This is a genomic window from Paenibacillus sp. MAEPY2, assembly GCF_000499205.1.
GTDB classification, from domain to species: domain Bacteria; phylum Bacillota; class Bacilli; order Paenibacillales; family Paenibacillaceae; genus Paenibacillus; species Paenibacillus vandeheii.
Map to the genome: position 1 here is coordinate 114,927 of NZ_AWUK01000030.1, position 13,045 is coordinate 127,971.

Here is a 13,045-nt window from a genome sequence, read left to right on the forward strand (position 1 = left end):
TCATGTCAATTTTGTTAACTCCGTCGCTCCAATACGCTCCCGCGACAGAGGAAATCATTGCTGCACAGCTTTTCCATGTGTTATCTTATGTAACGTAGAAGCAATAGTTGCCATAAAATAAAGGACTATACTTAACATAAGTACCATGAAGAACGGATAAATCAAATGTAAACGGGGGCTGAACGGCAGTGTTAGGCAAATCAGGTAAAGTAGCGGTGATCGGGGCGGGACTTGTCGGTTCAAGTTGTGCGTATTCCATGATTAATCAATCGATATGCAGAGAAATTATGATGGTTGACCGGACGTATGACCGTGCTGTTGCACAGGCGCTGGATTTTTCCCATTGCATGGACTTCACACATAATCGCACGAAGGTATATGCTGGCACTTATGCAGATTGCGGCAGCATGGACGTCATTGTGCTGACTGCCGGAGCGAATCCGAAGCCAGGACAGACTCGTCTGGACATTCTGGAGGAAGCGGAGTCCATTGCCAAGGATATCGTTGTTCCCATTATGGACAGTGGATTCCGGGGGATTTTTGTCATCGCGGCCAATCCGGTTGACATAGTAACTTATATGGTATGGAAGTTGTCTGGCCTTCCGCGTGAACGAGTGATCGGTACAGGTACATCTATTGATTCATCCCGCCTCAAAACACTGCTGTCAGAGGTCTTCTCCATCGATCCACGCAGCGTGCACGGATATGCTCTCGGAGAGCATGGGGAATCCCAGTTCGTGGCATGGTCGCATGTCACCATTGGAGGCAAACCGATTATGCACATTATGGAACAGCACAAGGAACGCTTTAAACATCTGGATCTGGAGGATATCGCCCGCAAAACGAAAGATGCCGGGTGGGAAATTTTCACTCGCAAAGGGTCCACCCAATTCGGAATCGGTAACGCCCTCGCGCATATTACCCGTTCGATCCTCAATGATGAACACAAAATCATTGCAGTCTCCGCAATCCTTGAGGGAGAGTATGGACAGCGCAACGTCTGTGCAGGTGTCCCGGCCATTATTGGCGGGGATGGGATTCAGGAGATTATTGAATTGAATCTGGATGCATCTGAACGTGAGAAATTCGAGCGTTCCTGCGAGGTTTTGTCAGGCAGCATCAATCGCCTTACCCTGGTCTAACCCTTCCCTTCATTCGAAGAAGTTTATAACTAGGTAACCATACAATATAAATACGCCAATGACGCTCCTTGATAGGATAGGAGGTTATTGGCGTATTTTGTGTTCGTCGTTCATTGGATCAGACGACGGCTCAGCTTGGTGTAAGCTGAGGTTCATCTGCTGGCCCCCATTGCTGCAATACCCGCTTTAGTTCGCTCAGCATGATCGGCTTGCTTATAAAGTCACGCATGCCCAACTCCAGGCAAGCTTCCTTATCTTCCCGTTTGGCATTTCCGGTTACCGCTATAATAGCTGGAATCCGCTCCTGCGGGATTAAGCGGTGTACAAGGTCTGTCGCTTTCAGTCCATCCATGACAGGCATCTGAAGATCCATCAGGACAATATCATAGGCATTTTGCGAAATAGCTTCAATAGCCTCGACTCCATTTGCGCATACATCCGCCTGATAACCGAGCTTCTCCAGATACTCTGTTAAAATCTTTCGATTTACTGGATGATCCTCGGCAACCAGAATACGCATCGCCACTTTATCTCCCTGACGTGTGCGGTCATGACTAAATTGACGTGCAGATTGCTCTGCCTCTGCGGTCGCATCTACACTTGTGGCAGGCACAGCGAAGCGGAAGGTTGATCCCTCTCCATCTTTACTCTCCACACTGATACTGCCTCCCATAATCTCCACAAGCCGCTTCGAAATGACCAATCCAAGGCCTGTACCTCCATATTTGCGGTTAATCACAGGATGCAGTTGAGAGAAGGACTGGAACAGCTGATCCAGCTTATCTTCCGGAATACCGATTCCCGTATCCTTCACCGCAAAATCCAGTACACTCGCTTCCGGTCTATTGCCGCGAATAATATCCACCGTAACATCGATGCTCCCATGATCCGTAAACTTCAAGGCATTACTCACCAGATTAACGAGTATTTGCTGGATACGCATCGCATCCCCGACCATATATTCAGGAATATCGGGATTGAGGCGATATCGGATCTTCAGCTGCTTCTCTTCCGCTCTAGGGGAGAAAAGCTCCGCAACCTGTTCCAACATGATGCGCAGCGAGAACGGCTCGTAGGCCAGAGCCATTTTCCCAGACTCCAATTTACTGAAATCAAGGATGTCATTCAGAATATTTAATAGGGCATCGCCGCTCTCACGGATGATCTCGGCGTATTCCCGCTGTTCGTCCGATAAATCCGTGCCGATCAGCAATTCAGTCATGCCTACAATTCCATTCATCGGTGTACGAATTTCATGACTGACCATGGACAAGAATTCCGACTTCGCCTGAGCCGCAAGTTCAGCCGTTTCCTTGGCGCGCACAATTTCGCGATCACCAGTCACATCATTGAACACGATAACGGCACCACGAATCTGACCCTCATCGATAATCGGTGTAACCTGATATTCCACCAGAAAGCTGGTTCCGTCTTTGCGCCAGAACACATCCTCCTTCACTGTACGACACTTCCCGTCCATCACGGTCATATGAATGGGACATTCTTTTTTTGGAAAATAGCTACCGTCTGCACGTGAATGATGAATAATGGGATGCGAGCTTTTGCCGACAAACTCTTCCGCTTCGTAGCCGAACATGGAAGCAGCAGCTGGATTCATAAACCTGGTGATGCCATCTGCGTCCAATCCATAGATGCCCTCTGTAACCGAGTTGAGGATCAGGGCATGCTGTTTGCTAAGCTCCTGAATCTGTTCCGTATAGTCCTTACGCTCCGTAATATCCGACAGAATCCCGTAAACCCCCACGAGTTCCTGATCCACAATGATGGGAACATTAATGATGGATACATCCACCTTCCTGCCACTGGAATTCACGATTCGAGACTCATAGTGTTGGGGCTTGCCCTGCTTCACCAGTTCAAAATAAGCCTGTCCGCTGTGTACCTCACATGGGTCCAGGTTCGAAAGAAAAGACTGCCCGATCAGCTTGCTTCGGGGAATATTCAGCATTTTGACCAAATTGCGATTTACGGCAGTATACTTACCTTCGAGACTCAGCGAATACACCGCAGCCGGATTATGCTCGAACAGAGATTTGTAACGCTGACGACTCTCCCGCAGCCGTCTCTCCGCATCTTTATGCTGGGTAATATCCCGACTAATGCTCACGATCTGCGTACTCTCGCCCTCATCTCCAGCCACAGGCTTTGCCAGAGTCTCCATCCAGACATAGTGCCCTTTCTTGTGCAACACTCGCATTTTGCAACCATTACCGATCATGGACAGTTCCATAGGGTCAGGATAATCTCCAGGGTAACAATAATCCTTGAAGGATTTGCCTGTGACTTCCTCCGGTCTATACCCCAGTAACGTATACACGGATGGCGATACGTACAACAGCTTGCCATCTATTGAGCAGGTAGTGATCAGGTCTTGGGCATGATCAGCCAGCACCTGATATTTCTCCTGTGTCTCTTGCAGCTTCCGTTCAACTGCCACAACTTCAGTAACATCTTTGGCAATCCCGTATATTCCCACAACTTCTTCTCCCACAGTAATGGGAATATACGTAATCTCGGCATGTTTAACAGAACCATCTTTATGGTAAAAAGCCATTGAATCATTGACGGAACGTCCAGACAACACCTCGCCAATGTATTTATTCCTCAGGCGATCACTTTCCGGAGGACAGATTCGATCACGACTTATTCCGATCAGATCTTCAATTTTATATCCTGATATCCGCTCAAACGAGGGATTGGCGTCAATATGATTTCCATGGATGTCCATCACATATATGGCATCCGGGTGATTAAAAAACAGCGATTGGTAATAACTCCCATCAGAAATTACACGCTTTAGGGTTTCCGTTTTATTAATATCCAAGGCTTACCCCTCTTTTCTCAGCCTATATCTTCATCTAACAACCAAAAAATATAATTTTCGGCGAAATGGGCCTACCCTCGAATAACCATGAAAGCCTCCCTAGAAACAGCTTTTTTTATTTTACCAGATTCCAGTTCACATTTACTTACAATCTCATCATTTAAAAATTTGATATTTTAAAATTAAAATGAATAGATCCCCATTGACGCCATACGGTTTTTTCCGCGTACGGTGTTGATGGGGATCTTTATTTAACGACGATCAGCCTTGAAAAAGGTGGATCAAATTTCTTTTTTTCTAAAATACAAAACTCCGATTAAAATGAAGAGAACTGCACTGCCTCCAACGACCGCCAGCAGCGTCCCAAGCGGAACATTGTATGCTCCGAAGCCTCCGCCTTCTATCGGTGTCATGAGGATCATGGGCTGCGCCCAAGGATAATACGGGCCGAAGGTCTTCGAGTTGATGATCAGAATATTAGGTACGGTCAACGCAAAATTCAATGCCAGCGGAGCGGCAAAGCTGCTCCATACCAAGGAAACGAACATCTGGAGAGCTGCGAGTGGCACACAAGCAAATAACCCCAGCAGCAGCTTGCCTGTAAGGAATCCCCATGGAACAGGGTCCGTCATACCCTGGATCGTACCTGCCAGCAGAATAGAGCCCAGCAACAATAATTGTGTGCCTGCCAGAAGCAAAATCACGATGGTCAGCTTGCCAGCATATACGCCCGTTCGGGTAAGTGGCAGCACCAGCATTTGCTTCCATCCTCCCCCCGCATGCTCAAAACGACAGACGAAAGACGTAAATACACCAGTCAGGATTGGCAGCAATAACAAACCATGCAGAAAGACCATTGTACCCATAAGTACACTCCATTGGCCCGAAGGAGTGGACAGCAGCCCAATAAGCAAAGCAATTAACGGACTCAGCAGAACTAGAAGCCAGACAGGCGATTTACCCATTTTGAGGCGTTCAGAGGACAAGATTCGGAAATAGGTAGTCGCAAAACTCATCTTAGGCCACATCCTTCCGGCTAAAGTGCACCATACCCAGCAACATGATCAGAAGACCCGAACCCACACCCATACCTGCATATAGGAAAGGCTTTGAGCTGCTCCAAGCCATCTGTGCCCAAGCGAGCGGAAAGTTCGGTGAGATACTAAGTGCGAACATGCCCAATACAGCCAGTACAATACCAAGCGTGACAGGAAGAGCCTGATTTTTGTTTACCATGGTAAGCCACAGCTCCAGCGATAACACCGGAAGCGCACCAGCCAGTGGCAGCAAACCCAGCTTGATTGCCTGTGACCAGGGAATCGCTCCGGCGTCGAATCCAAGCAGCAGTCCCAGACCAATAATTCCCGTAGTTAATAACAAACAGGAGATGATCAGAAGCATACAAGCGAGCAGAAATTTAGCCAGGTATACCGCAGGTCTGGTGATCGGTATCGCCAGCAGCTGCTTCCATGAGCCCTGTTCATGTTCAACATTTGCGATCATCGAGCTGAGAATCGTCGCCCCCAGCATCAACGCAAGCGGTACAAACACAACTACATTCTCCAGCAAACTCTCCCACAGATTCCCCGCATACAGTTCTTTCAGGTAGTCCAAACGCAACCCGAAGTTCAGAGCCTGCATGACCGTAAGACCAATAGGCGCCAGAAAAACGAGAAACCAGATGCCTTTGCCACGAATTTTGAGCCAATCGGACGATAACGCACGGCCCGTCATACCGTTGCCCCCTCACCGATCACCCGCATGAACAAGTCCTCCAGGGATTGACGGTGCTCTTCCACACGATAGACTGCATGGTCCTGCTCAACCAATCGACGAACCAGCAGTGCAATCGCGCTATTGTCCATATACGGAAACGTGAGCGCCGCGCCTTCACGTTGACCGAATTGTCCCTGCTCTCTTGCCAGCTTCATCGCCTCTTCCGGCTCGGAGACCGTCAGCCGAATGGAGCTGCCCGTCTGGCTGTGCAGATTGGCGATCGTATCCTGAAGGACCATCTTCCCCTCACGGATAATACCGACCCGGCTGGCCATCTGTTCCACTTCACTCAGCAAATGGCTGGACACCAGTACGGTGATGCCGTGTTCCAGCGGCATGCGTTTGATTAACTCCCGGATCTCCTGAATGCCTGCCGGATCGAGTCCGTTCGTCGGCTCGTCCAAAATCAGCAGATCCGGCTGGCCCAACAGGGCACTCGCAATACCCAGGCGCTGTTTCATACCAAGCGAATAACCTTTTACGGAACGCTTGGCATCCCGGGTCAAGTCCACGATGGAGAGCACTTCGGCAATCCTCGATTTGGGTACATCCAGTATCCGGCGCAAGGTTTCCAGATTCTCCACCGCGTTCAGATGTCCATAATAAGACGGATATTCGACCAATGACCCAACACGTCGCAGAATGTCCATGCGATCCTTGCGGATATCCTTGTCGAATATACGGATGACACCTTTGGTCGGCTTGATTAACCCAAGTAGCATGCGAATGGTTGTTGTTTTACCAGCGCCGTTGGGACCAAGGAAGCCGTAGATGTCTCCCTTTTTAATATGCAGATCAAGTTCACGGACCGCCGCACGGTCCCGGTATGTTTTCCATAAGTTAGCGGTTTGAATAATATTATCACTCACTGTTAATCACCTCGGATATCATCGTAACCTTCCAAGGTTAAAGCTGAAGTCGGCTGAAGTTTAAGTTTAGTTTAAAAAAATGTTATTTCAATTCACTTCCCGTAACCGTTCCATTGTAAATATACACCCGCACACCTGCCTCGGAGCTATCCACCTTCTTGCGCAGTCCCATCTCACGAACGAGCAGATCCACAATCGACAGGCCAAGTCCTGTTCCTTTCGTTTCCGATTCATGCTGCATGCCCGGACCCTGATCCCGGATGACCAGAGCCGTTCGTCCCTGAATCTGCTCAGTGGATATACCAATGTATCTTCCTTCCGTCGCATAGCGGATCACGTTCTGGAACAGATTATCGAGAATCCGACGCATTCCCTGCTCATCTACCTGCCAGATCAGAGGTTCATCCGGCAAATCAATATCGATGTCGAATTGTTCTTTCTCCCAAACGGGATACCACGCTGCTGCCGCTTCCCTGACAATACGGAGTATATCCCTTTCTTCCAGATTCAAGGTGTACTTCCCGCTAGTAAGCAAATTGTACGATAACATGTTGTCGATGAGTCCACCCAGGTCTTCCATCTTTGCCTCCATGCGTCCCAATGAACTAACGCCCTTGTCGCTAAGCGCTTCTTTATGCAGAGCATGCATATGTCCACGAATGACAGTCAGGGGTGTACGCAGATCATGAGAGAGCCCGGCAATGAGACGTTTGCGCAGCTGCTCTTCCTCCTGTTCCCGGTGACGGCTGTCCGTTAGCTGATGCACCATCTGGTTGAATGATTCTTCCAGCTGTCCGATCTCATCAAATCTGCGAATATCAACCGGAAGTGGAATGCCCTCCTTGCCCGGGGTCATCATCGCGGTCTGCAACCGAATGAGCCGCTTGCGAATCCGCGCGAAGAACAGGATCGACATGACGATGAAGAACAAAAAGATGACCATCATCAATGCACCCAAATACAGAAGCTCCATAGGCCAGTTATTCTGCTGTTTCTGCAATAGCGTACGGGGCACCTCAATGACCATGAAACCCTGTCCCTTGTCCTTGCTGTTTCCTCCCACAAAAGCAATTACCGTCAGGGGATCGCGATAGAATGCCTCCTTCATAAATTGCAGCGTCTGGGACACATTCCATTGTGCAGGAATTTGCGTCTTTTCTGTTTTCAGATCGTCCAACGTCCATTTTAACGTCGTTATTGTCGTATTATTAGATGAAGACTCGGATACAACTACCCCTTCGCCAGGCAAAATAAAGACTGTTTTCCCGTTCTGATCCACACGGTACATGGAAGATAGAGGATACTTACGGTGCAGCTGCTCCATGCGTTTATCTATTGCTGCCGGAGTCGCCCCATCCAGCTTCTTCGCAGCCTGTGACCAGAGGTTACTAATATGGGTGGAGTCTCCATAAGGTGCTGCATTGCCTGTATTCGATTGGTTCACCACCACCACATAAATCACGGATACAATCGGAAGGACGACCGGAACAAACAAAACCGCACACAGAATGAGGATAATATAACGGGACATCAGGGACCGACCGAAACGAAGCTTGCGTTTTCCCGCGAAATGCCGTTCCTTTCCTCTTCGTTTCTCCTGTGTTCCTCGCATGCCGGACTTCCTCATCATGGTTTCTTCACGCGGTACCCTACACCACGAACGGTCTGGATGATCGTAGGGTTCGCCGGATCACGCTCCAGCTTCTCGCGCAGATGACGAATATGTACCATTAATGTCTTGTCCCCGTCCAAGTAAGGCTCGTTCCAAACGGCTTCGTAGATCTGCTCTTTGGTCCGAATCATACCCATATGCCTAAGCAGATAAGCGAAGATATGAAACTGTTTCCCCGATAAAATAATTTCTTCTCCCGTCTCCCCATTCACGATTCGGTTATCCTTCTCGTAGATGGACAGGTGATCCAACTTCACCACGGTATCGGCTGAGATCGCAGTCCCTGCCTTCCGAAGCTGGACTTCAATCCGCGCGGCGAGTTCATCCGGATGGAACGGCTTGGTTACATAATCATCAGCAAAATCAAGCCCATGCAGCTTGTCATCAATGGACGTTCTGGCTGAGAGCATCACAACGGGAACGGTAGGATGTTCCTTTTTGAGTCGCTGACCCACCGTAAATCCATCCAATCCCGGCAGCATGACATCCAGAATAATCAACGAGCAGCCTCCGGCTGCTTCAGCCGCGCCTTCGCCACTTGCGAGCCATACCACTTCATAACCTCGCTCCTCCAGGTCATCCCTGACCCATGTGGCAATCTCGGTATCGTCTTCAATATATAACAACTTCGTTTTCATGCGCGTATTCGTTTCCTTTCTGCACCCTTTGGGTTAATAATATTTGAAACATAATCAAGTATATTGTTTGTATAAAATGTACGAGCTGATTAGCATACAACTTTGGATGTCCTTTATTTTAAATTATACCTTAATCAACCGCTTCGCATAATTCATGCAAGGGGCCAAAGGTTGATTCAACAACATAAGCATGTTGCATACATCCCGGGATTGATCTGCATCGAATGCTGCGACTTGCTCACATACTACGTGTGTATACGACGGGAGGAGATTCAAATGCTGCTTGAAGCCATCTATCATCAACCTAAACGGAATTGGGCCTACGCCTACAATAAGGATACCATTCGTCTGCGTCTGCGTGCCAAAAAGAATGATCTCACCGAGGTACATGCCCTGACCGGGGACAAATACGCTTGGGAACGTACCAAAGAGTTGATTCCTTTAACCAAATTCACCTCCGATTCCATGTTCGATTACTATGAGGGGGAAGTAAAGCCTCCGTATCATCGGCTGAAGTATTCTTTTTTGCTGAAAAATGGTTCCGAACAGATTTGGATGACCGAAACGGATTTCCAGACACATGAACCCGACGATCCTGGTCACATGTTCCAGTTTCCGTACCTCCATCCCGGAGCTGTATTCACACCGCCTGCATGGGTAAAGGATGCCATTTTCTATCAGATCTTCCCTGAACGCTTTGCCAATGGCAACCCGGATCTCGATCCTGAACAAGTAGAGCCCTGGGGTGGTGAGCCAACTCCGTTTAACTTCTTCGGCGGTGATCTTCAGGGGGTCATCGACCATCTCGATTACCTTGAAGAGTTGGGCATTAACGCCATTTATTTCACACCCATCTTCGAGGCAACGACCAATCATAAGTACGATACCGAAGATTACCTGCGAGTAGATCGGCATTTTGGCGATGCAGATACGGTCAAAAGGCTGGTTGAACTATGCCATAAACGCGGAATCCGGGTGTTGCTGGACGCGGTGTTCAATCATTCCGGGAAGACGTTTGCGCCGTTTGTCGATGTGCAAAAGTACGGGGAGAAGTCCAAATATAAGGACTGGTTCCATGTGCATGAATTCCCGCTGGATGTGAAGGATGGCATTCCTACCTATGAAACATTTGGCTTCGAGGCTCATATGCCGAAGCTGAATACGGAAAATCCTGAAGTGAAGGCATATCTGCTGGAGGTCGCCGAGTACTGGATCAAGGAAGTAGGCACGGACGGCTGGCGGCTGGATGTCGCGGATGAAGTAGATAATGCATTCTGGCAAGATTTCCGCAAGGTGGTCAAGGCTGCGAATCCGGATGCCTATATCTTGGGTGAGGTATGGAATGAGTCTTCCTCCTGGCTGCAAGGCGACCAGTTCGATGCCTCGATGAACTATCCGTTTACGGAAGCGGTAAATCGTTTTTTCGTAAAAGATGCCATGCACGCTGACGAATTCGCGAACTCCATCGGTCGACAGCTGTCCCGCTATCCGCTGCAAGCCAGCGAAGTGGCTTTCAATCTGCTGGACAGTCATGATACACCACGACTGCTCACCTTATGTGAGGGCGACCAGCGGAAGATGAAACTGGCTGCGCTGTTCCAATTCAGTTATATGGGTGCCCCGTGCATCTATTATGGGGACGAGATTGGACTGGACGGCGATCATGATCCCGGTTGTCGGAAATGCATGGAGTGGGATGAGGCAAAGCAGGATCGCGAGCTGTTCACCTTTTATCAGAAGCTGATTGCACTTCGCCATGCCCATCCTGCCCTGCGTGCGGAAGGCAGCATACGTTTCCTGCAAGCCCGTGAAGGCGGAAGTCAGCTTGTAATGGAACGACAGGATGATAAGGAACGAATTCTGATCCTGTTCAATCGTTCGGAAGAAACAGCTATCGTCGAGCTGGAGGCGGGCACCGGGGATTGGACGGAGTTATTTGGGGAGAATTATCGTACAGCCAAGGAAAAGGGAATCCTGGCCGTTGAGCTGCCCGCATATGGATATGCTGTACTCAGCACAGATATCGTGTAGCAGCTTGATGTTGTTATGACCTTGGAATTTGCTACATTGAAAGCAACGCAAATAAGCGCTCGCAGACCTGTGATGGTTCTGTAGAGCGCTTGTTCTGGGTTATGGATGGATGATCCGATCGATTCATTTCACGATTACGACTGAAATTTACTGTGGCGTGGATAACTGCTGCTTGAGCAATTGAATCGTGGCCTCATATTGCACAAGCCCTACTTGCATACATAAACGCTGTGAAGGCGATATTTGTTCGCCAAGTTGCTTCATCTGGCGCTGCAGCTCGGCATACAACAATTCTTTACGATTCAGCTCCGCCCGGACCCACCCTGTGACGGTATCTTCATCTGCCAGCTCTCCGAAATACAGACGCATCAGAAAATCAGAACGGAACACTTCGGCTTCCAGGGGACTCATCAAATAGGTACTGAACTCCGCAGAACCTTCCGGTGTTAATGTATACACATTTTTGTCAGGTTTTCCTTCTTGTCTAACGGATTCCTTGGTCAATAACCCTGACTTTTCCATCTTGGCGAGTGTGGGATAAATGGTGCCGAAGCTCGCATCGAAGAAAAACGAAAAATATTGTTCAAAGTACTGCTTGATCTCATATCCGGAACATGGCTGATTGTGCAGTATTCCGAGGATGACATGCTGTGTGTTCATCGGTGTACCGCTCCTTTCCAATTCCTCTTAACGTATCACATCCTCCCTTATACGTTCAACATCAGCAGGCATCTGCGATTGAGTTCCCAAGGGATGAAAAATGTTTGTCATCCATGGTCAGGCGAAGTCAGGTTCCCAGCCAGAGCGGCAGGAGCAGCAGCAGCTTTGGATTCTAAAGGAATGCCGGATTGTGCAGGACTCGAGCGTTTGATCCACGTGCACACCACACCCAGAACCAACGTCGCCGCTCCAATCACCACCAGAAGCAGAACATCATGACTAATCCCGCTGCCGCCAAGCACCAGATTCATCATGCCCTCCACTGCATAGGTTGCCGGTAGATAATGACCGATCTGTTGATAGAAATCAGACATGACATCACGCGGAATGGTTGCGCCCGATGACAACATCAGCAGAGGCAGCAAAGCACTGTTTAACCAAGCCCCGGCATTTCCAAGCAGCAACAAGCTCAATTGCGCGACGAATAGAAAAGATAAGGTAATCAACAACTGAAATAGCCATAACATCCACCATCCATCCGCTGCTGATACACCCATAACATGCATCATCCCGGCTCCAACGAGCGATACGATAAATGCAGCACCCAGGTTGATGATATTGCGTGCCCAGAAACGTTCCCATTTCCCCGCCTTGCTACTTAGTTCTCCAGACACTTTTTGCAGATTCATGCCAAGCAGCATCGCACCTGTAAACGTAGCTGTCACAATCAGCATCGGCACCATCGAAAAGGCAAAGTTTTGAACTGGGTTCAGCCGTTCCACCTCGGCCTCCACCCGGGAAGATAATCCCAGCGCCAGCGCATTCGCCTGATCGGCAGCCATACCCGATTGATCCAGCACTCCACGAATGCCATTTTGCTGTACTTCACGGTTCAACGTCGCTGTAACTTGTGCGGATACGTTCTGCATCACACTTTTCACGGTAGCTACGTTGGATTCATTCATCACATACTTCACCTTCACCGGTTGCGATAAATCTCCCGCCTGCTGCATGAAACCCGATGGAATCTCAATAATCATGTATACATCCCTGTCGGTTAACAGCTGTCTGGCTTCTTCCATCGATGCGGATGGTTTGATCACAAAGCCAAGTCCCGCTGCAAGAGACTTTGCTACAGGCTCAGCTTCAGCCCCATCTTCATTCACAATGGTCACCGCAAGCTGAGTCATCCGTGCATTAACCTGATCATACCCACTAAGCCAAATGGTATTAAAAAAAACCTGGAATAATACGGCCGTAATCAACCCGACAATCGTAGCTCCATTTTTCATAAACAGAAGACTCGTTTGAAAAACACGTTTCATCTTATTCATCTCCTTAGGTTGTATTACGTTATTTAGCTTTTCTATATATCATATTGATATATGTCAGTTAATAATATATCTAATCGA

At 48.7% G+C, this 13,045-nt stretch carries 10 protein-coding genes; 2 read left to right on the plus strand and 8 right to left on the minus strand.

What is annotated here, in order from left to right; all coding sequences use genetic code 11:
* The first annotated feature begins 188 nt into the window (after positions 1-188).
* Positions 189-1,142 (plus strand): L-lactate dehydrogenase, encoded by a 954-nt coding sequence (locus P364_RS0121950; protein ID WP_024632219.1) that lies wholly within the window; start codon positions 189-191, stop codon positions 1,140-1,142.
* A gap of 130 nt (positions 1,143-1,272) precedes the next feature.
* Here P364_RS0121950 and P364_RS0121955 read toward each other — a convergent pair whose 3' ends face one another.
* The 6 genes from P364_RS0121955 to P364_RS0121980 form a co-directional block, all read right to left on the minus strand.
* Complete coding sequence (locus P364_RS0121955) at positions 1,273-3,987, minus strand: PAS domain S-box protein (protein ID WP_024632220.1); 2,715 nt, start codon at positions 3,985-3,987, stop codon at positions 1,273-1,275.
* A 281-nt stretch (positions 3,988-4,268) separates the two neighbouring features.
* Positions 4,269-5,003: an ABC transporter permease gene (locus P364_RS0121960; RefSeq protein WP_024632221.1), complete on the minus strand. Its 735-nt coding sequence runs from the start codon at positions 5,001-5,003 to the stop codon at positions 4,269-4,271.
* 1 nt (position 5,004) lies between these two features.
* Positions 5,005-5,721, minus strand: a complete 717-nt coding sequence (locus P364_RS0121965) for an ABC transporter permease (RefSeq protein ID WP_024632222.1) — start codon at positions 5,719-5,721, stop codon at positions 5,005-5,007.
* Positions 5,718-6,632, minus strand: a complete 915-nt coding sequence (locus tag P364_RS0121970) for an ABC transporter ATP-binding protein (RefSeq protein ID WP_024632223.1) — start codon at positions 6,630-6,632, stop codon at positions 5,718-5,720. The genes P364_RS0121965 and P364_RS0121970 overlap by 4 nt, the downstream gene beginning before the upstream one ends.
* 82 nt (positions 6,633-6,714) lie before the next feature.
* A complete protein-coding gene (locus P364_RS0121975) occupies positions 6,715-8,244 on the minus strand; it encodes a HAMP domain-containing sensor histidine kinase (protein ID WP_024632224.1) in 1,530 nt (509 codons plus the stop codon).
* Between the two features lie 14 nt (positions 8,245-8,258).
* The gene (locus tag P364_RS0121980; protein ID WP_024632225.1) at positions 8,259-8,942 is read right to left on the minus strand and encodes a response regulator transcription factor; all 684 of its coding nucleotides are present in this window, start codon (positions 8,940-8,942) and stop codon (positions 8,259-8,261) included.
* A gap of 276 nt (positions 8,943-9,218) precedes the next feature.
* Here P364_RS0121980 and P364_RS0121985 point away from each other — a divergent pair, with 276 nt between their 5' ends.
* On the plus strand, positions 9,219-10,973 hold the full coding sequence (locus P364_RS0121985) for an alpha-glycosidase (protein WP_024632226.1): 1,755 nt from the start codon (positions 9,219-9,221) through the stop codon (positions 10,971-10,973).
* Between the two features lie 147 nt (positions 10,974-11,120).
* On the opposite strand, the gene P364_RS0121990 is transcribed toward P364_RS0121985, so the two are convergent.
* Positions 11,121-11,633, minus strand: coding sequence for a PadR family transcriptional regulator (locus P364_RS0121990; RefSeq protein WP_024632227.1), 513 nt, complete (start codon positions 11,631-11,633; stop codon positions 11,121-11,123).
* 107 nt (positions 11,634-11,740) lie between these two features.
* On the minus strand, positions 11,741-12,958 hold the full coding sequence (locus P364_RS0121995) for a YhgE/Pip domain-containing protein (RefSeq protein WP_024632228.1): 1,218 nt from the start codon (positions 12,956-12,958) through the stop codon (positions 11,741-11,743).
* Positions 12,959-13,045 lie beyond the last annotated feature (87 nt).

Excerpts from the sequence above, each read along its gene's own strand:
- P364_RS0121960 (WP_024632221.1), bottom strand. The coding sequence starts at position 5,003 with ATGAGTTTTGCGACTACCTATTTCCGAATCTTGTCCTCTGAACGCCTC.
- P364_RS0121965 (WP_024632222.1), bottom strand. The coding sequence starts at position 5,721 with ATGACGGGCCGTGCGTTATCGTCCGATTGGCTCAAAATTCGTGGCAAA.
- P364_RS0121975 (WP_024632224.1), bottom strand. The coding sequence starts at position 8,244 with ATGCGAGGAACACAGGAGAAACGAAGAGGAAAGGAACGGCATTTCGCG.
- P364_RS0121995 (WP_024632228.1), bottom strand. The coding sequence starts at position 12,958 with ATGAAACGTGTTTTTCAAACGAGTCTTCTGTTTATGAAAAATGGAGCT.
- P364_RS0121990 (WP_024632227.1), bottom strand. The coding sequence starts at position 11,633 with ATGAACACACAGCATGTCATCCTCGGAATACTGCACAATCAGCCATGT.
- P364_RS0121985 (WP_024632226.1), top strand. The coding sequence starts at position 9,219 with ATGCTGCTTGAAGCCATCTATCATCAACCTAAACGGAATTGGGCCTAC.
- P364_RS0121980 (WP_024632225.1), bottom strand. The coding sequence starts at position 8,942 with ATGAAAACGAAGTTGTTATATATTGAAGACGATACCGAGATTGCCACA.